Annotated in this window: 20 protein-coding genes; 1 reads left to right on the top strand and 19 read right to left on the bottom strand. The window is 67.1% G+C overall.

The genetic code is table 11. The annotated features are described in order from the left end of the window. Nucleotides 1-46 precede the first annotated feature (46 nt). The 3 genes from rpmA to rne all read right to left on the bottom strand — a co-directional run bounded on the left by rpmA (nucleotide 47) and on the right by rne (nucleotide 3,771). The gene (rpmA, locus tag QN239_RS12430) at nucleotides 47-313 is read right to left on the bottom strand and encodes a 50S ribosomal protein L27 (RefSeq protein ID WP_499010642.1); all 267 of its coding nucleotides are present in this window, start codon (nucleotides 311-313) and stop codon (nucleotides 47-49) included. Nucleotides 314-327: 14 nt separating this feature from the next. Beyond that, nucleotides 328-651, bottom strand: a complete 324-nt coding sequence (gene rplU, locus QN239_RS12425; protein WP_090353376.1) for a 50S ribosomal protein L21 — start codon at nucleotides 649-651, stop codon at nucleotides 328-330. A 144-nt stretch (nucleotides 652-795) separates the two neighbouring features. Continuing rightward, entirely contained in the window at nucleotides 796-3,771 is a 2,976-nt protein-coding gene (gene rne, locus QN239_RS12420) for a ribonuclease E (RefSeq protein WP_499010640.1), read from the bottom strand. 139 nt (nucleotides 3,772-3,910) lie between these two features. Here rne and QN239_RS12415 point away from each other — a divergent pair, with 139 nt between their 5' ends. Then, the gene (locus QN239_RS12415) at nucleotides 3,911-4,045 is read left to right on the top strand and encodes a hypothetical protein (RefSeq protein WP_499010639.1); all 135 of its coding nucleotides are present in this window, start codon (nucleotides 3,911-3,913) and stop codon (nucleotides 4,043-4,045) included. A 21-nt stretch (nucleotides 4,046-4,066) separates the two neighbouring features. Here QN239_RS12415 and ndk read toward each other — a convergent pair whose 3' ends face one another. From ndk to QN239_RS12335, 16 genes are all read right to left on the bottom strand, one after another. Further along, complete coding sequence (gene ndk / locus QN239_RS12410; protein ID WP_090353372.1) at nucleotides 4,067-4,486, bottom strand: nucleoside-diphosphate kinase; 420 nt, start codon at nucleotides 4,484-4,486, stop codon at nucleotides 4,067-4,069. Nucleotides 4,487-4,531: 45 nt separating this feature from the next. Continuing rightward, nucleotides 4,532-5,191, bottom strand: coding sequence for an SRPBCC family protein (locus QN239_RS12405; protein ID WP_499010638.1), 660 nt, complete (start codon nucleotides 5,189-5,191; stop codon nucleotides 4,532-4,534). Further along, the gene (locus tag QN239_RS12400; RefSeq protein WP_499010636.1) at nucleotides 5,188-5,577 is read right to left on the bottom strand and encodes a DUF4233 domain-containing protein; all 390 of its coding nucleotides are present in this window, start codon (nucleotides 5,575-5,577) and stop codon (nucleotides 5,188-5,190) included. Before QN239_RS12400 ends, QN239_RS12405 begins: the two co-directional genes overlap by 4 nt. Further along, nucleotides 5,574-6,980 carry a bifunctional tetrahydrofolate synthase/dihydrofolate synthase gene (folC, locus tag QN239_RS12395; RefSeq protein ID WP_499010635.1) on the bottom strand — a complete coding sequence of 469 codons (1,407 nt, stop codon included), beginning with the start codon at nucleotides 6,978-6,980 and terminating at the stop codon, nucleotides 5,574-5,576. The genes QN239_RS12400 and folC overlap by 4 nt, the downstream gene beginning before the upstream one ends. Beyond that, nucleotides 6,977-9,619: a valine--tRNA ligase gene (locus tag QN239_RS12390; RefSeq protein ID WP_499010633.1), complete on the bottom strand. Its 2,643-nt coding sequence runs from the start codon at nucleotides 9,617-9,619 to the stop codon at nucleotides 6,977-6,979. The genes folC and QN239_RS12390 overlap by 4 nt, the downstream gene beginning before the upstream one ends. A 123-nt stretch (nucleotides 9,620-9,742) precedes the next feature. Further along, nucleotides 9,743-10,306, bottom strand: coding sequence for a DUF937 domain-containing protein (locus tag QN239_RS12385; RefSeq protein ID WP_499010630.1), 564 nt, complete (start codon nucleotides 10,304-10,306; stop codon nucleotides 9,743-9,745). A 94-nt stretch (nucleotides 10,307-10,400) separates the two neighbouring features. Next, nucleotides 10,401-11,654: a saccharopine dehydrogenase family protein gene (locus tag QN239_RS12380; RefSeq protein WP_499010628.1), complete on the bottom strand. Its 1,254-nt coding sequence runs from the start codon at nucleotides 11,652-11,654 to the stop codon at nucleotides 10,401-10,403. 11 nt (nucleotides 11,655-11,665) lie between these two features. Beyond that, nucleotides 11,666-13,645 (bottom strand): S9 family peptidase, encoded by a 1,980-nt coding sequence (locus QN239_RS12375; RefSeq protein WP_499010627.1) that lies wholly within the window; start codon nucleotides 13,643-13,645, stop codon nucleotides 11,666-11,668. Nucleotides 13,646-13,664: 19 nt separating this feature from the next. Then, on the bottom strand, nucleotides 13,665-14,267 hold the full coding sequence (locus tag QN239_RS12370) for a hypothetical protein (protein ID WP_499010625.1): 603 nt from the start codon (nucleotides 14,265-14,267) through the stop codon (nucleotides 13,665-13,667). Nucleotides 14,268-14,413: 146 nt separating this feature from the next. Continuing rightward, a complete protein-coding gene (locus QN239_RS12365; protein ID WP_499010623.1) occupies nucleotides 14,414-14,908 on the bottom strand; it encodes a transglycosylase family protein in 495 nt (164 codons plus the stop codon). Nucleotides 14,909-15,148: 240 nt separating this feature from the next. Beyond that, nucleotides 15,149-15,475: a transglycosylase family protein gene (locus QN239_RS12360; RefSeq protein ID WP_499010622.1), complete on the bottom strand. Its 327-nt coding sequence runs from the start codon at nucleotides 15,473-15,475 to the stop codon at nucleotides 15,149-15,151. 1,054 nt (nucleotides 15,476-16,529) lie between these two features. Then, nucleotides 16,530-17,099, bottom strand: coding sequence for a molybdenum cofactor guanylyltransferase (gene mobA / locus QN239_RS12355; RefSeq protein ID WP_499010620.1), 570 nt, complete (start codon nucleotides 17,097-17,099; stop codon nucleotides 16,530-16,532). A 48-nt stretch (nucleotides 17,100-17,147) separates the two neighbouring features. Then, the gene (locus tag QN239_RS12350; protein WP_090353352.1) at nucleotides 17,148-18,227 is read right to left on the bottom strand and encodes a 2-oxoacid:ferredoxin oxidoreductase subunit beta; all 1,080 of its coding nucleotides are present in this window, start codon (nucleotides 18,225-18,227) and stop codon (nucleotides 17,148-17,150) included. Next, nucleotides 18,224-20,155, bottom strand: coding sequence for a 2-oxoacid:acceptor oxidoreductase subunit alpha (locus QN239_RS12345; RefSeq protein WP_090353350.1), 1,932 nt, complete (start codon nucleotides 20,153-20,155; stop codon nucleotides 18,224-18,226). Before QN239_RS12345 ends, QN239_RS12350 begins: the two co-directional genes overlap by 4 nt. A gap of 323 nt (nucleotides 20,156-20,478) precedes the next feature. Continuing rightward, a complete protein-coding gene (locus QN239_RS12340; RefSeq protein WP_235632644.1) occupies nucleotides 20,479-21,327 on the bottom strand; it encodes a PfkB family carbohydrate kinase in 849 nt (282 codons plus the stop codon). Nucleotides 21,328-21,434: 107 nt separating this feature from the next. Beyond that, on the bottom strand, nucleotides 21,435-22,436 hold the full coding sequence (locus tag QN239_RS12335; RefSeq protein ID WP_499010617.1) for a LacI family DNA-binding transcriptional regulator: 1,002 nt from the start codon (nucleotides 22,434-22,436) through the stop codon (nucleotides 21,435-21,437). Between the last annotated feature and the right edge of the window lie 66 nt (nucleotides 22,437-22,502).

The raw sequence follows: 22,502 nt of genomic DNA, 5'->3' as shown, positions 1-22,502 counted from the left end.
TGGAGAACTCGCAGCAGCTTCACCTTCGCGGAAAGTCCTCGGAAAACTAGGCCTCCTGGACCGACGGTCGCACGATGTTGACCGTCCGGCGGCCACGCTTGGCACCGAACTCGACAACGCCCGGGGCGGTGGCGAACAGCGTGTCGTCGCCGCCACGGCCGACGTTAATGCCGGGATGGAAATGAGTACCCCGCTGCCGCACCAAAATCTCGCCGGCCTTGACCAACTGGCCGCCGAATCGCTTGACACCGAGCCGCTGGGCGGCGGAGTCGCGACCGTTGCGTGAGCTGGATGCGCCCTTCTTATGTGCCATGTCTGGTATGCCCCTTACTTGATTCCGGTGACCTTGAGCACGGTCAGCTGCTGACGGTGACCCTGCCGCTTGTGGTAGCCGGTCTTGTTCTTGAACTTGTGAATGCGGATCTTGGGGCCCTTGGTGTGCTCGAGCACCTCACCGGTGACCGCGACCTTGGCCAGCTCGTCGGCCGCGGTGGTGACCTTCGCGCCATCGACGACGAGGGCGACGGGCAGCGAGACGGAGGAACCCGGTTCGGATTCGATCTTCTCGACCTTGACCACGTCACCGACGGCGACCTTGTACTGCTTGCCGCCGGTCTTGACGATTGCGTACGTGGCGTTATCGGCTGCCATCGTTAGTCTTCCTCTACTTCGTTCTTCTGGGCGCGCGCAAACGGTGAGGATGCACGTGCAGGTCTTGTTTGCGAACTGAGCCAGCTTTCGCGGCTGCTAGCCTCGCGACAACTGGTCAAGGGTACGTGAGCAGCGGGGACAGGGTCAAACCGCGTCCCTCGGGGGGCCGGCCGGCCGCGCCGCGGCACGGCGCCGCGGACGTCGTCCACCTGCACCGTTCGCCTCGACCACCGGTTCGGGTGTCACTATCGCCTGGTCAGAGCCGGTGTCGTCGTCCTCGTCAGCGTCGTCGAACTCGTCGTCGGAGTCCTCGTCATCGTCGGAGTCGTCGTCGGAATCCTCGAACTCGTCGTCCTCGTCATCGTCGGAATCCTCGAACTCGTCGTCGTCATCATCTTCGGATTCGTCATCCTCGGAGTCGTCGTCAGAGTCGTCGTCATCGTCATCGATGACATCGACGTCGTCCTCGATCTCGTCCTCGACGTCGGCATCGACGCCGTTGGTCTCCTCGGCGGCGTCGTCGTCGATATCGCCGACGGCGATCAGCTCCTCGTCGCCTTCGGCGAGCGTCTCGTCTTCGTCGTCGAGGGGCCGGCCGTCCTCATCCTCATGCTTGCCGTTGGCCGCAGCCATCGCCTTGAACATCGGATGCTCGCCCGCCGCGTGTGCGGGCACCTTCGCGACCTGTACCTCTTCGGGCTCGGTCTTGGCGCCCTTCTTACCGCGTTTGCCTCGGCGTCCGCCGCCACCACCGGCTGTGCCAACGGCAGCGCCGGCCGACTCGGCCTTACGCGCGACCGCCTGCGCGGTGTCCACCGGATCGACGTGCAGGACGATTCCCCTGCCGGCGCAGTGCGTGCAGGTGGTGGAGAACGCCTCGACCAGCCCGGTGCCCAGGCGCTTGCGGGTCAGCTGCACCAGCCCGAGCGAGGTCACCTCCGACACCTGGTGCCGGGTGCGGTCGCGGGCCAGTGCCTCGGTGAGGCGCCGCAGCACCAGATCGCGGTTGGACTCCAGCACCATGTCGATGAAGTCGATCACCACGATGCCGCCGATATCGCGCAACCTCAGCTGCCGCACCGTCTCCTCGGCGGCTTCCAGGTTGTTGCGGGTCACGGTCTGTTCGAGGTTGCCTCCCGAACCGGTGAACTTCCCGGTGTTGACGTCGATGACCGTCATCGCCTCGGTGCGGTCGATGACCAGGGTGCCGCCCGAGGGCAGCCACACCTTGCGGTCCAGAGCCTTGGCGAGCTGCTCGTCGATCCGGTGCACGGCGAACACGTCGGGGGCATCGGGATTGGCCGGCTCGTACTTGGTCATGCGCGGAACAAGTTCGGGCGCAACCGAGTTCACGTAGTCGTTGATGGTCTTCCAGGCCTCGTCGCCCGAGACGATCAGACCGGAGAAGTCCTCGTTGAACAGGTCGCGAATCACCTTGACCAGCACATCGGGCTCTTCGTAGAGCGCGATCGCGGCACCGGCCTTCTTTCCGGTGGTCTCCGCGGCGGCGGCCTCGATCTGGGCCCAGCGTTCCTGCAACCGGTTCACGTCGGTGCGGATGTCGTCTTCCTTGACGCCCTCGGACGCGGTGCGAATGATCACACCGGCACCTGCGGGCACCACCTCTTTCAGGATCTCCTTGAGCCGCTGCCGCTCGGTGTCGGGCAGCTTCCGGCTGATCCCGGTCGACGAGGCCCCGGGCACGTACACCAGGTAGCGGCCGGCCAGCGAGATCTGCGTGGTGAGCCGGGCGCCCTTGTGCCCGACGGGATCCTTGCTGACCTGCACGACGACGTAGTCGCCGGGCTTGAGTGCCTGCTCGATCTTGCGGTTGTTACCGCCGAGGCCGGCGGCCTCCCAGTTGACCTCACCGGCGTAGAGCACGCCGTTGCGGCCACGCCCGATATCGACGAACGCGGCCTCCATCGAGGGCAGCACGTTCTGCACGATGCCCAGGTAGATGTTGCCGACCAGGCTCGCCGACGCTGCTGAGGTCACGAAGTGTTCGACCACGACGCCGTCCTCGAGCACCGCGATCTGGGTGTACCGGGCGCCCTCATGCGGCGGCTCGGTGCGGACCTTGTCCCGCACGATCATCGTGCGTTCGACAGCCTCACGCCGGGCCAGGAACTCGGCCTCGCTCAGGATGGGCGGCCGGCGCCGGCCGGCGTCGCGACCGTCCCGGCGGCGCTGGCGCTTGGCCTCCAGCCGCGTCGACCCGCTGATGCCCTGGATCTCGTTATCGGGTTTGGCGCTCTTCTCCCGCGGCGCGCGCTCGTGCACGACGGTGTTCGGCGGATCGTCCGGCGATACCGACTCGTCGTCCCCGCCGTTGCCCGACTTACGCCGGCGCCGGCGGCGGCGGCGACGCGTGCCGCCCTCGGCGCCACCTGCCTCGTCACCGGAATCCTCGTCGGTGTCGTCGGCATCCTCGGCGTCCTCGTCGGACTGCTCGCCCTCGGCCGTGCCGTCTTCGGCACCCTCACCGACGTCCTCACCGGCTTCGTCGGCACTCTGCTCGCCGCGACCGCGGCCGCGGCCCCGACGGCCCCGGCGACGGCGACGCGCAGCGGGACGATCCGACTGACCGTCCTCGGCGTCGGAATCGGTGTCGTCGGCGTCCTCGGCGGAGTCGTCGATGGCGTCGTCGTCCTCGGCCTCGTCACCCTGATCGGCCGCAGCCACCCGCGGTGCGAATTCGACCGGTTGCGGTGCGACGAACAGCGGGAGATACGGAGCAGGTTCGACCTCGCCGCGCGGGCTGAGCTCGCTCGCCACCTCCAGTTCGAAGGCGTGCGGGGTTTCCAGCAGCAACCGCGATTCGGGTTCGGCGTTGACCACCTCGACAGCTGCGGCCACCTCCGCCGGTTCGACGGACCCGGTCGCGTGGGGCGGCTCGACTTCGGCCGCGTTGAGCAGGTCGCGGACGCGCTCTGCCTCGGCCTTGTCGACCGTGGAGTGCGGGCTGCGGGCCCTGCCGTCGAGCTCGGCGAGCACATCGACGATGCGCTTGCTGGTGGTGCCCAGCAGACGCGCCAGCGAGTGAACTCTCAGCTTCGCCGGCAGTTCCTCACTCTGCGCCGTTTGGGAAAGGTCTTGGGTATGGGCATCTTCGGCCACGTATTCTCCTCAAGCCCCCGGGCGCGTCAGATCGACGCGGCCACGCGAGGGCTTCCGCTATGGGTCCGGGACACTTACCCCGGACTTGTTATGGTCTCGCCCCGAGCAGTTCGGATGAACCCACTCGGTGCCTGGCTGAATGATGGCTGGACGGTCGGCGCCTCACCGCAAGATCGCGGTGGTCGCGCTCGTCGAAGTCTTCATCCGGGAGTTCGGACCCATTGTGGCGCCGATCTCCCAGGGCCAGTATCCCACACCGCGAGCCGGAATCTGACGAAGCGGGCCCAACCGCGAGCTAAGCGCCCGTCAGGCCGGGGAACCAGAGAGCGATTTCACGGGCCGCCGACTCGGGTGAATCGGAGCCGTGCACCAGGTTGTCCTGGGTGACCAGAGCCAGATCGCCACGGATGGTGCCTGGTGTGGCCTTCTCCACCGGGTCGGTGCCGCCCGCGATCTGACGGAACGCGGCGATCGCGCGCGGTCCCTCGACCACGGCCGCCACCACGGGACCGGAGGTGATGAACTCCAGCAACGACCCGAAGAACGGCTTGCCGTCGTGCTCGGCGTAATGCTGGCGGGCCAGGTCGTCGCTGACGACCTTGAGCTCAAGTGCCGCGAAGGTCAGGCCCTTGCGCTCGATCCGGCTGACGATCTCGCCGATCAGGTGGCGTGCGACGCCGTCGGGCTTGATCAAAACAAGGGTGCGCTCAGTCACGGCGGACAGCGTACCGGTCGGTAACCGGAGCCTGCGACACCAGGTTCAGATCGGTCCCGGCGCACCCCGTCTGGCCAGCGATTCGGCCCGCTGTTTGATACCGCGCAGCATCCGCCGCTGCATGGCGAAGTCACCGAACTCCATCAGCAGCACACCGAAGACGGTGAGCCAGGGGCGCCGCCAGTCGTAGCGGACGTGCACACGGGTGACCAGCCGGGTACCCGCCGGGGTCGCGGTCAACTGCCAGACCCACGCGCTGTCCGGCTTCGTCCACACCATCAGTTCCGGTGGGCGCATCGACTCGACCCGGAAGGCCGTCTTCTCCGACGGAGTGCCGAACGGCGACATCGGCACCCAGTCCCCGGGTGCGAGGTGCTGCAACGGCGCAATGATCTCGGTGGCGCTGGGCTTGCCGAGGTTGTCCAGCAGATCGTGGCTGTACCACCCGGCCCGGCCGGCACCCACTTGCACCAGCCACGGCCAGACGTCGGCGGGCGGGACGGCGATGTCGATGGCGCGGGTGGCCACGAACTGGGCGCCCGGCGCCTGGTCATCCCCAGGCAGGCGCGCGGCCACTTCTGCGTGGGTGGCTCCCCACCGCAGATGGCGACCACGGATCGCGGGCGCGAACAGGAACAGCGGCAGATCCTGCAACAGCCCCGCAAGTTGATGCGGCAGCTGCCGAAGACCCCGACGCAGACTCAATCCGTCACATCCTGCTGGCCGGGCAGCAGTCCTCGCTCCTGCCGGCGCTTGACCTCACCCCGCAGGACGATCAACAACGCCCAGACCAATGCGAAGACCACCCCGATGAAGCCGATGCCCCAGTGGATGAAGGCGCCTGCGACGAGCACCAACTGCACCCCGAAGTTGATCCAGATGGCGCCCGGGCGGCCCTGCACTCCGGACAGCAGCACCAGCAGCACGGTCATCCCGATCAGGAAGCCGCCGGACACCCAGGTCAGACCCCCCTTGCCGAAGGACACCACCGGCAGGGCCAGCAGCACGACGATGGCCTCCAGAATCAGGGTTCCGGCCATCACCCCGCGGAAGCTCTTCCACGGATCGGGCGGTGTCGCCGGCGTCGTCATGCCGGGTCCCGTCCGAACAAGGTGCGGGCGGCGCCCGCCGTCACCACCGAGCCGGTGATGACGATGCCACTGCCCGACACCCCCTCCGCACCGGCGGACTCCTCCACCTGCGCGATGGCGGTCTCTATCGCGTCGGGCAGCGTGGCCGCGGTGAGCACCCGCTCCGCACCGAAGCGCTGCTCGGCCAGCGTCGCCAATTCTTCGACGTCCAGGGCGCGCGGCGACCCGTTGTGGGTGACGACGATCTGATCGAATGCAGGCTCAAGCGCCGCGAGGATGCCGTCGACGTCCTTGTCGGCCATCACCGACACGACCCCGACCAGGAAGCGGAAATCGAACTCCTCGGCCAGCGCTTCGGCCAGCGCGGTGGCACCGGCCGGGTTGTGCGCGGCATCCACGAACACCGTCGGCGCGCTGCGCACCCGCTCCAGCCGCCCGGGACTGGCCGCGGCGGCGAAACCGGCCCGCACCGCGTCGATATCGAGCTGGCGGTCTGCGCCGGCGCCGAAGAAGGCCTCGACCGCGGCCAGGGCGAGCACCGCGTTGTGCGCCTGGTGGGCACCGTGCAGCGGCAGGAAGATGTCCTCGTACACCCCGCCGAGCCCCTGCAGCGACAACACCTGACCGCCGACGGCCACCTGACGGCTGCGCACCGCGAACTCCGAATCCTCGCGCGCCACCGCGGCATCGGCTGTCACCGCCTGCGCCAGCAGCACCTCCATGGCCTCCGGCGACTGGCGACCGATCACCGCGACGGTATCGGTGGGCACCAGGTCATCGTCCTGTTTGGTGATGATCCCGGCCTTCTCCCCCGCGATCTGCGCGATGGTGTCACCGAGATAGTCGGTGTGATCCAGCCCGATCGGCGTGATGACCACGACGGGCGCGTTGACCACGTTGGTGGCATCCCAGCGGCCCCCGAGGCCCGTCTCCACCACTGCGATATCGACGGGGGCATCGGCGAAGGCGGCGAAGGCCATCGCGGTGAGCACCTCGAACTTGCTCATCTTCGGTCCGCCCGCCACCTCGGATTGCGCGTCGACGAGTTCGATGAACGGCTCGATCTCACGGTAGACGGCGACGTATTGCGCTGGGGTGAGCGGCTTTCCGTCGATCGAGATGCGCTCGACAGCCGACTGGAGGTGCGGGCTGGTGGTCCGCCCGGTGCGGCGGTGCAGCGCGATCAGCAGGGCGTCGATGATGCGCGCCACCGACGTCTTGCCGTTGGTTCCGGCGATATGGATCGACGGATAGCTGCGCTGCGGTGCGCCCAGCAGTTCCAGCAGCGCCTCGATACGCGCCGTGCTCGGTTCGATCTTCGTCTCCGGCCACCGCTGGTCGAGCAGATGCTCGACCTGCAGCAGCGCCGCGACCTCGTCCGGGGTGGGCTCCGGGTCGGTCATGCGAGTGCGGCCAGGCGAGCCGTGATCCGCTCGACCTCTTCCTGGGCCAGCTGCTGGCGGCCCTTGATCTTGTCGACGACGGCTTCGGGGGCCTTGGCCAGGAATTCGGCGTTGCCGAGTTTGCCTGTGGTCTGGACCAATTCCTTCTGCGCGGCGGCCAGATCCTTCTCCAGGCGGCGCCGTTCGGCGGCGACGTCGACGGTGCCGGAGGTGTCCAGCTCCACCACGACGGTGCCCTCGGACAGCCGCACCTCGACCGACGCCGACGCGGTGAAACCATCGGCCGGTTCGGTGAGCCAGGCCAGGGCGGTCACCGCCGGCAGCTGGGACTGCACGTCCGCGACGTCGAGCCCGCTCAGCCGGGCCGGGACCCGCTGCCGGTCGGCCAGGCCCTGATCGCTGCGGAACCTGCGCACCTCGGTCACCAGCTTCTGCATATCCGCGACGCGCCGGGCGGCAACGGAATCCAGCGCGAAGCCCGACGGTGCCGGCCAGTCCGCGATCACCAGCGACTCACCGCCGGTGAGCGTCGTCCACAGCGTCTCGGTGACGAACGGCATCACCGGGTGCAGCAGCCTCAGCAGCGTGTCGAGCACCAAGGCCATTACCGCAGTCGTGTGAGCGGTGTGCTCCTCTTGCGAGAGCTGCACTTTGGCCAGCTCGACATACCAGTCGCAGAACTCGTCCCAGGCGAAGTGGTACAGCGCCTCACAGGCTCGGCTGAACTCGTAGGCCTCCAGCGCGGCATCGGCCTCGGCACGCACCTCCTCGAGCCGGCCCAGGATCCACCGGTCGGCGTCCGTGAGTTCGGCCGCGTCGGGCAGCGGCGCGGGGGCCGCACCGTTCATCAGCGCGAACTTGGTGGCGTTGAACAACTTGGTGGCGAAGTTGCGCGAGGCGCGCGCCGCATCCTCACCGATCGACAGGTCGCCACCGGGGCTCGCACCGCGGGCCAGGGTGAACCGCAGGGCGTCGGCGCCGAACTTCTCCACCCAATCGAGCGGGTCGATACCGTTGCCCTTGGACTTGCTCATCTTTCGGCCGAACTCATCGCGGATCAGGCCGTGCAGGAAGACGTTCCGGAACGGGACGGTGCCAGCAGCCACCACATCGTCACCGGCGACGAAGGTGCCGAACATCATCATCCGGGCCACCCAGAAGAACAGGATGTCGTAGCCGGTGACCAGCACGCTGGTCGGATAGAACTTCTCCAGCTCGGGGGTCTTCTCCGGCCAGCCCATCGTGGAGAACGGCCACAGCGCCGACGAGAACCAGGTGTCGAGCACATCCGGGTCCTGCACCCAGCCCTCGGGCGCGGTCTCGTCGGGCCCCAGACACACCTGCTGACCGTCGGGACCGTGCCAGATCGGGATGCGGTGGCCCCACCAGAGCTGGCGCGAGATGCACCAGTCGTGCATGTTGTCCACCCACGCGAACCAGCGCGGTTCCAGGCTGGCCGGGTGAATCACGGTGTCGCCGTTGCGCACCGCGTCCCCTGCCGCCTTGGCCAGTGACTCGACCTTGACCCACCACTGCAGACTCAGCCGCGGCTCGATGGGCTCGCCGCTGCGCTCGGAGTGGCCGACACTGTGCAGATACGGACGCTTCTCGGCGACGATGCGGCCGTCGGCGGCCAGCGCCTCACGCACCGCGACCCGCGCCTCGAACCGGTCCATGCCGTCGAATTGTGTTCCGGTGCCGGTGATCGCGCCGGCCTTGTCCAGGATGGACGGCATGGCGAGGTTGTGCCGGACACCGATCTCGAAGTCGTTCGGGTCGTGTGCGGGGGTGACTTTGACTGCGCCGGTGCCGAATTCGGGATCGACGTGGGCGTCGGCGACGATGATGACGTCGCGGTCCAGGAACGGGTGCGGCAGCGTCGTGCCGACCAGCGCGCGGTAGCGCTCGTCATCGGGGTGCACCGCGATGGCGGTGTCGCCGAGCATGGTCTCCAGCCGGGTGGTGGCCACCACGATATGCGGTTGTGCGTCGTCGAGAGATCCGTACCGGAACGACACCAGCTCGCCCTCGACGTCCTCGTACTTCACCTCGAGGTCGCTGATCGCCGTTTGCAGCACCGGCGACCAGTTCACCAGGCGCTCGGCCTGGTAGATCAGCCCGGCGTCATAGAGCCGCTTGAAGATGGTGCGCACCGCACGGGACAGACCCTCGTCCATGGTGAACCGGTCGCGACTCCAGTCCACACCGTCGCCGAGCCGGCGCATCTGCCCGCCGATGGTGCCGCCGGATTCGCGCTTCCAGTCCCACACCTTGTCGACGAACAGTTCGCGGCCGAGGTCCTCTTTGGTCTTGCCGTCGACCGCAAGCTGCTTCTCCACCACCGACTGGGTGGCGATGCCGGCGTGATCCATGCCGGGAAGCCACAGCACCTCGAAACCCTGCATGCGCTTGCGCCGGGTCAGGGCGTCCATCAGCGTGTGGTCCAGCGCGTGGCCCATGTGCAGGCTGCCGGTCACGTTCGGCGGCGGCAGGACGATCGAGTACGGCGGCTTGGTGCTCGACGGGTCGGCCGTGAAGTAGCCCGCGTCGACCCAACCCTGATAGAGCTCGCTTTCTACCGCACCCGGCTCCCATGACTTGGGAAGGGCATCGGCGCGCGAGGAAGGGCTGGCAGTCACCTCGTCATTCTAGAAAGGCCGCGCGGACCGACCGGGCGTCGCCCCGCCCTGATCGCCGAACGTCGACTTGATGGCGGCCGATCGCACCTTCGCCGACGAGAAGTCGGCGCTCGGCGGCGAAGGCTACTTCTTGCCGCCGAGGAGTCCACCGAGCACGCCGCCCAGGATGTTGCCCAGCGGGTTGTTACCCGCGCCGCCGCCACCGCCGGCGCCGGCGAGGACGCTGCCCAGGATGTCGCCCAAACCGCCACCTCCGCCCGAAGCGGCCGGCGTCGCGTTGTTCTGCGCGAACTGCTTGCCGATATAGGCCAGCACGATGGGGGCCAGGATCGGCAGCAGCTGCTTGATCAGGCTGCTTCCCCCGGCTCCGCTGTCCGCAAGCGCCGAGGCCACCTGGTTGGTGTCGCTACCGCCGAAGATGTGGGCGACGATGTTCTCGCCCTCGGCCTGATCCACCTGGTCGACGCTCACGCCGCCGTCGAGCAGACCGCTGGTCCCCTGTGCGGTGACCGCCGACTCCAGCGTGCTGGAGTCGATATCGCCGGACGTGACGTTGTGCTGCAGTCCGCCCACCAGCGCCGGGACCAGGGTCCGGATGGCGTTGTTCACCTCGCCTTCGTCTGCCCCCAGCTTCGTCGCAATATCGTGTACCGGAATCTGCGCGAAGAGATCATCCAGACCGGCCATTTCATCCCCACCTTCATCGCTGGTTGACGTCCTACCCGCACTCGACCCTAGCCGGATCGGGCCCCCGCCCACAGGGGTTCGGCGCTGCCGGGTTTCAATCCAGCCGAGTGGTCTCCAATGTCACCCCGGCGGCCGGAAGCCGGGTGAGCAGTGCATCGCCCATCGCCGCGGCGGGCGTCAGTACGCCGCGCAGATCGGAGAGCCGGTCCCGGTCCAGCGCCAGCGCCAGCCCGCTCTCGCCGAGCAGTACCGCAGTCGCCTTGTAGCCGGGGTCGCCCTGCTGGGCGATGACGGCCCGGTAGCGCGCACCCGTGCTGGTCGTGGTGTACGTCTCGATGCGGTAGTGCCCGTTTTCCCTGGTTCGTTCGCTCGGCCCGGTGCCGGGTTTCGGCACGATCCGCTCCAGCAGGGCCGACGGCACCTTGTTGAGGTATTTCATGCCGAGGCCGAGGGCCGCGGCGTTCACGGCGGTGTCCACCGCGGCGACGACCGGTGCCAGCACCGAGGAACCCGTGCTCATGTGCTCGGCATAGCGGAAGGTTCGGCCGTATGCCCAGTCCAGAAGGGCGTTACTGCGCCGCACGATTCGGGAGTTCGGCGCCGCCATCGCAAACGCACCGGTCCACACGCCGGCCAGTTCGGGCGCGATCTGGACGCCGCGAATCCAGGGCGTATCCGACTGGTGTCCCAGATCGGGCTCGGCGGCACGGTCTGTGCTCAGCGTGTACGGGTCGAGCATTTCGCGCCGGATATCCGGATCACCGGCGGCCGTGCGGAAGAACTCCATCATCGATGCGACGGTGCCACCGGATACCCCGCCGGCGAAGGTGCGCAACACCAGGTCGGTGTCGGTGAGTTCGCCGGTCCCGTCGGTGCGGACCTTGTCGTAGAGGGCATAGACGGTGAGATCGGAAGGGACCGAGTCGAATCCGCAGGAATGCACGATGCGGACGCCGGTATCGGCGGCCCGCTTGTGGAACTGGTCGACACTGTCGCGGATGAACGGTGTCTCACCGGTCAGATCGGCGTAGTCGGTGCCGGCTTCCACGCAGGCGGCCACCAACGGCAGGCCGTAGCGGGTGTAGGGCCCGACGGTGGTGACGACCACCTGGGTGCGCGCGGCCATCGCCGCCAGCGTGGCCGGTGACCCCGCATCGGCTTCGATGATGGTCCATGAGGCGGCCGACTCCCCCAAGGCGTCGCGCACCGCACGCACTTTGTCGGCGGACCGCCCGGCCAGCGCGATCCGGGCCGGGCCACCCGCCTTGGCCAGGTACTCGGCGGTGAGTCTGCCGGCGAAGCCGGTGGCGCCGTACAGGACGAGGTCGAATTCCCGCTGCGAGGTCATGGACTGTGAAGCTACCCGAGCGTCTCGGGCACGGTGCCGTCCTCACCCAGAACGTGGCGGGCCAGGAACGCGAGGATGACCTGATACCAGATCTTGGTGTGCTGCGGCTGCGCGATCCAGTGCCCCTCGGAGGGGAAGTACAGGAATTGATGGGCGCTGGTGCCGTCATCAGGGTCGGCCGGCAGTGCCGATTCGGTGAGTAGCTCGTACCAGAGCCGCAGCGCCTCACCGACAGGGACGCGATAGTCCTTGTCGCCGTGGATCACCAGCATCGGGGTATTGATGGAGCCGACCTGCCGGTGTGGTGAATTGTGTTGTGTCATCTGCTCGGTCATCTCGCGCGCCCACCAGTACGCGCCGTCGGTGGTGTGGCCGAACTGGTCCAGCGCCCACAGGCTGGCGTGGGTGACGATGGCATCGAAGCGGTCGGTGTGCCCGGCGATCCAGTTGGCCATATAGCCGCCGAACGATCCGCCCATGGCGGCGGTCCGGTCGGCGTCGATCCTCGGATGGGCACAGGCAGCATCGGTGGCCGCCATCAGATCCGTATAGGGCGCCGCACCCCAAGCACCCCAACCGCGCTGGATGAAGTGCTGTCCGTAACCGGTGGACAACGCGGGGTCTGGCATCAGCACGGCGTAGCCGGCGGCGGCCATCAGCCAGGGGTTCCAGCGCCAATGCCAGGCGTTCCAACTGCCCAGCGGTCCGCCGTGCACCCACAACAGCAGCGGTGCGGGTTCGTTCCCCTCTGGTAGCACCAGCCAGGACCGTACGGCCGAGCCATCCTCGGCCGTGGCCGTCAGCTCTTCCAATGTTCCTGGCAGCGAAGGAATCTCGACGCACGGCAACGTGACGACCCGCCCGTCCGCGTCGATCCGCACCGGATGAGGCGGCGCGGCATAAGAATGGCGCAGCGCGTAGAGGACACCGCCGGGCGCGGTGCGCACCTCCGCGTAACTGTGGTCATCGTGGGTCAGCCGCGCCACGGCACCGGTTTCCGGGTGCACCGAGAAGATCGGGCACCGGCCCGCGTCGTCGGCGGTGATCACCAGGGCGGTGCCGTCGGTCGTCCAGCTCACCGACGACGGCCACCGATCCCACTGCGCGCTCACCTCCACCCACGGTTCACCGAACCTCATGACGCACAACGTGATCCGCGGTGCCAGCTCGGGGGTGGACACCGTCTCGCGCAGGAATGCGAGCCGTCCACCATCCGGCGAGATCGCCGGATGTCCGAGATCGGCATCGGGGTCGTCGACGATCACCTGACGAACCCCGGTGGCGGTGTCGATGCGCATCAGCACGACGCGGATCGAGGCACCAGGTCCGGCGGCCTGCCACGATGTCACCGCGAACGTGCCGTCGGCGCTGACCGCGACACCGGCTTCGCGCAGCGCGGCTCCGGGCGCCGGAGTGAGGTCACGGGAGTCGGCCGCGTCGAGCAGGTGGGGCTGATCGGGCCCGAGGTCGTGATCCCAGTGCCGCACCGGGTAACGGGTGTGCAGGATTGCCGAGACCTTGTTGTCCTTGCGCAGCGCACGCAACCGGGCATCGTCTTCGACGGTGGCCGCCGACGGCAGCAGCGGCGCCGTGACGAGGACGCGGTCGGCTGCGGTCGCGGTGTGCACGGCACTGACCCCGCCGGGGAGTGCGCGCAGTTCGACGGCCTCGCCTCCGGCTGCGGGCAGCTGCCACAGCGCGGCGGGTGATGTGTCGTCACCGGGCGCGGGGCGGGTCGCGATGAACAGCAGATCTCCGGCGGCGGTGAACGACGGCGCCGATTCACCTTTGACCCCACGGGTCAGACGCCGCGCGGGGAGCTGCCCGGCCGGATCCAATTCCCATATCGCCGTGATGAATTCGGTGCGATCATGGTTGATCTCGCTGATGGTGGTGACCAGCCGGGCGCCGTCCGGTGAGACCGCCAGTCCGGCGACCCTGGGCAGTTCGAGATAGCGGTCGAGGTCACCGAATGCGTGGCGAGACGTCATACCCGCCACGCTAGCCGGGTCAGACGACGTCGGTGATGCGTCCCCCGGCGTCGGCGCGGACCTGCTTGTTGCTCCGGTCACCCTGGACGTTGATGAGAATGCGCAGGTTGTCGTCGAAGGGCAGGTTGCGGTCGATGACGACCGACTGCACCTTGCCGTCGGCGATACCGCTGGCGGCAACGGCTCCGTCGACCGCGGCGATGATGGCGCTCGTGGGCACATCGGTGAGAACGAACAGGTTCTGTCGCAGGGCTTCCGCGTCGTCGTCGTAGTCGACCGGCCTGGAGGCGCCGACGTGTCCGGCGGTGTAGGTCCACTGGTTCAGTTCGGTCGGTGCGTTGGGGTCGATGGCCTGCACCGTCGCGGTGGTCGGGATCAGAGTCACTTCGACCACCTGCATCGGGGTGGTGCCGACCTTCTCCGCGATCGCGGAGAACGCCTTGTCCAGGCCGCCGGCGGTCAGCACGTCCCCGGTAGCACCGGGGACGTCCTGGATGTGCTGGACCGCGGAGGTCGCGGTCTCGGTGATCTTCTGGACGTCGGCGATGGTCGAGCATCCGCTGAGTGCGGAGATGGTCAGGGCCGCGGCGGCGAGGCCGAGGCCCAGTCGGGTGACAGTCATCGTTTGTTTCCCTGTTCTCGGTCGGTGGTGACATCAGCGTCGACGGGCGGGTCGGCTACCGATCCCAACCTCCGCTCGACCGAACATGCAGAGACGCCCGCTTCCTGGGGCGGAAAGCGGGCGTCTCTGGCGACCGGGAGTGCTGACTAGCGCGGCTGACCGAAGGAGGTCAGCACCGTGCACATCTTGCGGACGTCGAAGATCCCGAGGATGGCGCCGGGACGGATGGCCTGGCAACCGCCGGCGGCCGGGGCCGAGGTGGCCGGCGCGGGGGTGTTCCACACCGCCGGCGTGGCGCCCTTGGCGCCGCAGGTCGGCCAGGCGTCCAGGCCCTGGGTGCGCAGTACGTTCTCGGCGACGCGGATCTGCTCGGCGCGGCTGGCCTGGTGCGGGGCGCCCACGCCGCCGTTGGCGGTCCAGGTGGCCTGCTTGAACTGAAGTCCGCCGGAGGCACCGTTACCGGTGTTGGTCGACCAGTTGCCTCCGGACTCGCACTGGGCGACCGCGTCCCAGTTCACCCCGCTGTCGGCGCTGGCGGTGGCCGACATAGCCAGCGGCGCGGCGGCGAGGGCGCCCATTGCGGCGACTACCCAGAGGATCCGGGTGACTGTCTTCTTGATCGCGACGCTGAGGTTCTTCATTGTGCGGTCCTTCCCCGACCGGTGACACGAGTTCCGCATGCGTTGGATGGTGCGTTCTTGCGCTGCGGTTACCCGTGTTTCGGGTGGGGGAAATCTTCCGTTACGGAGGAGGCACAAGTTTTAGGGGTTTCTTATGGGACGAATGGATATTCCCGGTATTTGTGAGAAAACAATGGCGCCGAGCGGAAAGCCCGGCGCCATTGTCACGCCTTTTGGTATGGACGGCGCAAATGCAGGGCGTCAGCCGCGACGCCCGCACACCGGCCAGGCACCGATGCCCTGCGAGCGCAGCACGTTGTTCGCGACCCGGATCTGCTCATCCTTGCTGGCGGTGTGCGGCGAACCGCTGCCGCCGTTGGCATGCCAGGTGCCCATGGTGAACTGCAGGCCACCGTAGTAGCCGTTTCCGGTGTTGATGGCCCAGTTGCCACCCGACTCGCAGGCAGCGACGGCATCCCAGTTCACACCAGTGTCCGCATTGGCGGTACCCGCCCCCAGGGCCACGGGCGCCACTGCGAGCGCTCCGGCGATGGCGGCCATACCGAACGTCGTGCGGATGTTCTTCAACTTCTATCCTCTCGCCAAGCGCGCACCAAACAACACCCGCGCATAGGCGGGCATGACGTGCCTGAACGGAACAGGCGAAATGTTTGGGCGGTGCCTTCTCTGTCGGGCACAGCAGCGAGAGGCACGAGATCGCCTGACCGGGAAATCAGCCCCGACCGCTTCCGCGGACCTTGCCGCAGAAGCCCCGCATACACGCAGGTTGTGAATGTGAAATTATTTGCTCCGTTGGGGAGTTGAGGAAAACGTACAAAACTGTTCACACGAAGTCACATCGCATCTAGAACGTGTCGCGAGAAGATCACGAGATGATCACGACGGTTCCTATGCATCAACTGTGCAGGTCAGCGACGCGTTTTGCCCGACTATCCAAATTGCACGTCAGGAATCATTTCGTGACTCATATCACGGTGTTTTTGTGGGCTGGGTCACGCGGTCGCGCACGTGTCACGCTCACCTCGTTACCGAATTCACGGTCCGCGACCTAAAACCCGTTGACCTGCAGGTTTATTCGTAGCAATGTTCGCTGGGCACAAGCGATTTATGCGTCTAGTCAACAGATCTCCAAAACCTCTGCGCGACAACCTATTCGACCAATCGCGGCGCGTCATCGATCCGGTACGGACAATCCCGGAAGATCCGGGGTGGGCATGGCAATGTGTTGTCCTGCAACACATCAACCAAATTCTCGGCCGATCGGTGCCGCAGTCACCCGGGCCGCCCATGCCGATACCCAGTCGACATCCCCTCCGTGGGCAACACCCACACCCGGCGGCTAATTAGAGCGGCTTACAGGCCTGCGTCCCTGCATATTTCGTCGAGCCACTCCTGCCACACGACTTCCCGCCGCTTTGAAAGACACTGCCGCAGAGCGGGTTTCAGGAACACGTCAAGGAACTCGAGCGGAGGGCGTAAACACGGCGCACCGAGACAGAACAATTTCCCGTCCGTTACCCGCCGGAGATAAAGACCAATAACGTCACTCCTGAGTAAATTCGACCCCGGGGGCGTTCTAATTCGCAATTTGCTACCCGAATGGGCGCAAATTCGCCGCCGGTCAGGTCAGGTCGGCGGCGGTGTTGACGTTGGTCAGCGCGCGTTGCTCGTCCAGCACGACACGGTGGGTGTCGACGCCGGCGGTGCCATCGACCAGGGCCCGCATGCTCCGCTCTCCCGCCGCCACCAGTTGGGCTGCCGTATCCGCCAGCCCGGTGCGGTACACCCCGGCCAGGTAGTGGTCCCGACCGTCCCACGGCAGCACCACATCGGCGCCCGTGGGCTGCGCGACCAGCGCATCGATCAGGTCGGTGGACAGGTAGGGCATATCCACCGCGCAGACGAAGGCCCGCTGCGCACCGGTGTCTGCGGCCGCCCGCAGCCCGCGCGCCGTCGCGAGCAGCGGGCCGACCCCGCGCACCTCGTCCCGAAGAATGTCGGCGGACAGCGCCGGCAGCGCCTGACCTGGCGCGGCGATCACGAACACCGGAGAGCACCGCTGCGACACCACGGCGACGACGCGTTCGACCAGCGTCTGGCCGCCGAACTCGAGCGTTGCCTTATCCCGGCCCATGCGGCGGGACGCCCCGCCTGCCAACACGACTGCTGCCAGTGGCGAAGGTGACGTCACCCAGACGACGTTAGAGGAGAGCGTGCCCGCGAAGGAGCAGAACAGCCTCTAGTCGACGGTCCAGGTGTCCTTGCCACGAAGCAGCGCCTGCAACGCGGCAGTGTCACCCGGCTTGGCCGCCCTGGCGTCGGCTACCTGCTGGCGGGCCGCGTCATCGTAGGTCGGCCTGCTGACCTGGCGGAAGATGCCGGTCACCATGTGCTCAAGGTTCTGTTCGGACAACCGCGACAGCGCGAAGGCGTAGGCCGGATCGTCGATCGTGGCGTCGTGCACCACGATCTGATCGGCAGCCACGTCGGCGGTCTTGGCGACCTCCAGGCCGTAGCCGGATTTGACCACGCAGTACTGCGCGTCGGCGCCGAAAGTGATCTGCTCGCCGTGGCTGAGGTTGATCAGCCGGTCCTCGGAGCCCTCCTTGCGCAGGGCATCGAAGGAGCCGTCATTGAAGATCGGGCAGTCCTGCATGATCTCGACCAGCGCGGCGCCGCGGTGGCTGGCCGCCGCCCGCAGTACCTCGGTCAAACCGGCGCGATCGGAGTCCAGCGCCCGGCCGACGAACGTGGCCTCGGCGCCCAGGGCCAGCGACACCGGGTTGAACGGGTAGTCGACCGAGCCCATCGGGGTGGACTTGGTGACCTTGCCGACCTCCGATGTCGGCGAGTACTGCCCCTTGGTCAGGCCGTAGATCCGGTTGTTGAACAGCAGGATGGTGATGTTGATGTTGCGGCGCAGCGCATGGATGAGGTGGTTGCCACCGATGGACAGCGAGTCGCCGTCACCGGTCACCACCCACACCGACAGATCCGGACGGGCCAGCGCCAGGCCGGTGGCAATCGTCGGCGCGCGGCCGTGGATGGAGTGGAACCCGTAGGTCTCCAGGTAGTACGGGAACCGGCTGGAGCAGCCGATACCGCTGATGAAGGCGATGTTCTCGCGACGCAGTCCCAGCTCCGGCAGGAAGTTACGGATGGTGTTGAGGATGACGTAGTCACCGCACCCGGGGCACCAGCGGACCTCCTGGTCGCTGGTGAAGTCCTTGCCCTTCTGCGGCTGGTCCGTCGTCGGCACCAGCGCCGTCTTGCTGAGGGCTTCGGTCAGGCCCAGGTCCGCGCCTATGAGGTCAGTCATGCGTTTGCTCCCACACCCGAATCCACGGTGGCAGCTGCCAGCCGCGCAAACTTTGCCTTGTCAGTTTCCTTCTCGCGCAACGACCCGTCCAGCGCCGCGCCGATGATGCCCTCGACCTCGTCGGCCAGGAACGCCATGCCCTCGACCTTGGTCACCGACTGCACGTCCACCAGGTACTTGCCACGCAGCAGCAGAGCGAGCTGTCCCAGGTTCATCTCCGGCACGACCACGTTCGGATAGCGCCGAAGCACCTCTTCGAGATTGGCAGGGAACGGGTTCAGGTACCGCAGCTGAGCGTGCGCCACCTTGATGCCGTTGCGCCGGGCACGCCGGCAGGCCTCGCCAATGGGGCCGTAACTGCTGCCCCAGCCGAGCAGCAGCAGCTCGGCGTCGCCGGTCGGGTCGTCGACCTCGAGGTCGGGCACCGTGATGCCGTCGATCTTGGCCTGCCGCAACCGGACCATGAGGTCGTGGTTCTTCGGCTCGTAGGAGATGTTGCCGGAACCGTTGGCCGATTCGAGGCCGCCGATCCGGTGCTCCAGACCGGGCGTCCCGGGAATCGCGAACTGGCGGGCCAGCGTCTCGGGGTCACGCGCATACGGCTGGAACGGCTTGCCCGCCTCGGCGAAGGTGTGCTCGATGGCCGGGTAGGTGCTGATGTCGGGGATCCGCCACGGCTCCGAGCCGTTGGCGATCGCGCCGTCGGACAAGATGATCACGGGCGTGTGATAGCCGATCGCGATGCGCACGGCCTCGACGGCGACGTCGAAGCAGTCCGACGGTGAGCACGGAGCCAGCACCGCGACCGGCGATTCGCCGTTGCGGCCGTAGAGCGCCTGCAGCAGGTCGGCCTGTTCGGTCTTGGTCGGCAGGCCGGTGGACGGGCCGCCGCGCTGCACGTCGATGACGAGCAGCGGCAGCTCGGTCATCACGGCCAGGCCGATGGCTTCCGACTTGAGCGAGACGCCGGGTCCGGACGTGCTGGTGACACCGAGGGCGCCACCGTAGGACGCCCCGATGGCCGCACCGATGCCGGCGATCTCGTCCTCGGCTTGGAAGGTGAGCACGTTGAAGTGCTTGTACTTCGACAGCTCATGCAGGATGTCGCTGGCCGGGGTGATCGGGTAGGTGCCCAGCACCACCTGGATATCGCCCAGCTGACCGGCCGCCACGACACCGTAGGCCAGGGCGGTGTTACCGGAGATCTGCCGGTACTCACCGGTCTTGAGCTTGGCCGGGGCCACCTCGTAGGTGACGGCGAACGCCTCGGTGGTCTCGCCGTAGTTCCAGCCCGCCTTCAGCGCCAGCACATTAGCTTCGGCGATCTCGGGCTTGCGGGCGAACTTCTCGCGGATGAAGGCCTCGCTGGCTTCCAACTCGCGGCCGTACATCCACGACAGCAGCCCGAGGGCGAACATGTTCTTGGCGCGCTGGCCGTCCTTCTTGGTGGCACCGATCGCCTCGACCGCGCCCAATGTCAGGGTCGTCATGGCGACGGACTGCACCACATAGTCGGACAGCTCGTCAGACTCCAGCGGGTTGCTGTCGTAGCCGACCTTCGCCAGGTTGCGCTTGGTGAACTCGTCGGAGTTGGCGATGATCAGGCCGCCGCGCGGCAGGTCGGCAACGTTGGCCTTCAGCGCCGCGGGGTTCATCGCGACGAGCACGTCGGGACGATCCCCTGCGGTCAGGATGTCGTAATCGGCGATCTGGATCTGGAACGACGACACACCGGGCAGGGTGCCCTGTGGTGCCCGGATCTCGGCGGGGTAGTTCGGCTGTGTCGCAAGGTCATTGCCGAACAGCGCCGCTTCCGACGTGAAACGGTCACCGGTCAGCTGCATGCCGTCGCCGGAGTCGCCCGCAAAGCGGATGACGACTTTCTCCAGCTTCTGCCGCGGGGCGGCTCCATTGCCGTTCTGGCCCACGACTCCCTGCCTTTCACGCCCCCTCAACTCTGGCTGTTTCGAGGAGAGGCGTTGCATCGAAGATTTTTGGTGTCACTACCGGTAACCATTATTGCACTTCTCTTAGGGTGGCTTTTGCCACACAATCCGGCGACACGCGGGTTACTTGCGGAAAAACTCGCTGTTCAGCGACGTGAACAGCAGCACCAATCTGCACATTTGTGGCGTTGATCACGTTCTGGAGAATGACATTCTCTAAGGAAGCCCTACTCATCGGTAGCTGACCGATAACACTGTTCTCGACGAACTTGACACCCGTCAACTTTAGCAGGCGCGGTGCGGGGTCACACCCGGTCCGGCGAACCCACCTCGACGCGCTTCTGCAACTCCCTGGCCACCAGCTCGCTGGCCAGCTCAGCGGCCCGGCGCGGGTCGGCACCGTCGGCCCGGTTGGCGACGTAGCAGGACGTGAACATGTCCCCGGCACCGGTGGTCTGGACGCCGAGCACCCGCCACGCGGCGGGCACCCGGACCACGGTGCCGTCCTTATAGATATCGCAGCCCTCCGAGCCGTAGGTCACCACGATCTCGGGAACCCCCAGCCGCTCGGCGGCCGCGGCGTCGAAATCACCGTCGGCGACGATGACCGCCTCATCTTCGGCCAGCTTGAGTACATCGAGGTGGCCCAGCAGATCGGACGAGAAATTGCGGTCCAGCGTCAGCGGGCCGAGCCGGTCGGCGCGTACCAGCCCCTGTCCGTCGTAGGCGATCCGATGCCCGCGCGCGGCCAGATGGGCCAGCGTGCTCGCCGGGAAGTCCGTCCGCATCAGCGGTGCCAGGTGGATCCACGTCGTGCGCGGGTCGTCGGTGTCGATATCGGCGGCCGTCCATACCGGCCCGATGGCATCGACCGACATCCGGCGGTGGTCGGTGTCGTCGTAATCGAGGCGGAAAGCGCTGGTCCGGTCCGACGGCAGGAACCGCACCATCGACCCGAAACGCTCGAGCACCGCGTCGAACAGCTCATGGTCGGCTGGGGCACCCATTCCCACGATGTGCGCCAGCACACTGACATCCTCGAGTGCGACCCCGGCGAACGAGGCGCAGCCACCGGGGCTCGGCGGGGCACCGTCGATGATGTCGATCGCCAGGTTTCCCAGCACGGTCACGCCCGGGACCAACGTCGGCGTCATCGAACGGCTCTCCTTATGTCTTAACTTTCTCGCGAAATCGTAGTCGGGTCGGCCCAGGAAACAGATTCCAGCCGCGCGGTGCTGGATGGTTCGCTCGCAAGCTTCGCTCACGAAGGCAGGTTGTAGGGCGTGATGACCTGTATCGGCGTCGGGCGCACGGGTTCGGCCGGCAACGCGCCGTGCTGCGCCAGGATCACCCGCATCGCCAGCCGCGCATCGGCCCGCAGGTCATTGTGCAGCACCACCGACATGCGGCCGTCCCGCAGCAGCCGCCGGTTGTCCGCATCCAGATCATGGCCGACAAAGACACGGCAGACCCTTCCCAACCGGTCGAAGGCCGCCACCGTCGCGGTGTTACCGCCACCGGGCGAATACACCGCCTCCACGTGCGGGTGATTCGCCAGCGCGTCGAGTACCAGCCGTTCGTTGGTGGCGTCGATACCGTCGCTGTCACTGACCTCGACGATCTCCCGGCCGGTGCCTCGTAAACCGGACCGGAAGCCCACTTCGCGCTCTCCCTCACCGCGAAACACCGTGCGACTCAAGGTGATCAACACACCCGACGGCACCGGTCCGAGCCACTGGTCCATCAGGTAGGCCGCGGTCATACCGGCGCCGTGATTGTCGATCCCGACATAGGCGCAGCGCGCACTGTTGGGCACATCGGTCGTGTACGTCACCACCGGCACCCCGGCGCCGACCAGACGGTCGATCGCCTCGGCCACCGCGGGCTCGTCCTGCGCCTTGAGCACCACCCCGTGACTGCCCTTGATGCGACCGAGCTCCTCGGCCATCTGGTCGGTCGAACCCGATTCCCAGAGGTGGAACCGGGCGCGCAGCATGGCCGGGGCAAAGGCCGGCAACTCGGCCTCGATCGCGGCACGGAACGCGTCGGAGAACCGCTGCGGTGTCTGCATCACCACATCGATGAGGTAACGACGACCGTTGAGCCGCAACTGGGCTCGCTGCTTGTCCAGATCGGCGATGGCCTGCATGACCTCGGCGCGGGTGTTCTCGCGCACGCCGGGTCGGTCATTGAGCACACGGTCGACCGTGGCCTCGCTGAGGCCGCACTGCTGGGCAATCTCGCGAACCTTGTAGCGATGCACTCGACATCCTCATGCTGAGGGTTTTTTGATGGCTTTTTGCCGTTGATTATGGCACAGAACACAACA

This window comes from Mycolicibacterium sp. Y3, from assembly GCF_051188035.1.
Classification (GTDB): Bacteria; Actinomycetota; Actinomycetes; order Mycobacteriales; family Mycobacteriaceae; genus Mycobacterium; species Mycobacterium fluoranthenivorans.
This window is presented reverse-complemented; position numbering and strand designations above follow the sequence as displayed.

Excerpts from the sequence above, each read along its gene's own strand:
- folC (WP_499010635.1), bottom strand. The coding sequence starts at position 6,980 with ATGACCGACCCGGAGCCCACCCCGGACGAGGTCGCGGCGCTGCTGCAG.
- QN239_RS12400 (WP_499010636.1), bottom strand. The coding sequence starts at position 5,577 with ATGACGACGCCGGCGACACCGCCCGATCCGTGGAAGAGCTTCCGCGGG.
- QN239_RS12385 (WP_499010630.1), bottom strand. The coding sequence starts at position 10,306 with ATGGCCGGTCTGGATGATCTCTTCGCGCAGATTCCGGTACACGATATT.
- rpmA (WP_499010642.1), bottom strand. The coding sequence starts at position 313 with ATGGCACATAAGAAGGGCGCATCCAGCTCACGCAACGGTCGCGACTCC.
- QN239_RS12340 (WP_235632644.1), bottom strand. The coding sequence starts at position 21,327 with ATGACGCCGACGTTGGTCCCGGGCGTGACCGTGCTGGGAAACCTGGCG.
- rplU (WP_090353376.1), bottom strand. The coding sequence starts at position 651 with ATGGCAGCCGATAACGCCACGTACGCAATCGTCAAGACCGGCGGCAAG.
- QN239_RS12415 (WP_499010639.1), top strand. The coding sequence starts at position 3,911 with ATGATGGCTGGACGGTCGGCGCCTCACCGCAAGATCGCGGTGGTCGCG.
- QN239_RS12375 (WP_499010627.1), bottom strand. The coding sequence starts at position 13,645 with ATGACGTCTCGCCACGCATTCGGTGACCTCGACCGCTATCTCGAACTG.
- QN239_RS12370 (WP_499010625.1), bottom strand. The coding sequence starts at position 14,267 with ATGACTGTCACCCGACTGGGCCTCGGCCTCGCCGCCGCGGCCCTGACC.
- QN239_RS12350 (WP_090353352.1), bottom strand. The coding sequence starts at position 18,227 with ATGACTGACCTCATAGGCGCGGACCTGGGCCTGACCGAAGCCCTCAGC.
- QN239_RS12380 (WP_499010628.1), bottom strand. The coding sequence starts at position 11,654 with ATGACCTCGCAGCGGGAATTCGACCTCGTCCTGTACGGCGCCACCGGC.
- QN239_RS12365 (WP_499010623.1), bottom strand. The coding sequence starts at position 14,908 with ATGAAGAACCTCAGCGTCGCGATCAAGAAGACAGTCACCCGGATCCTC.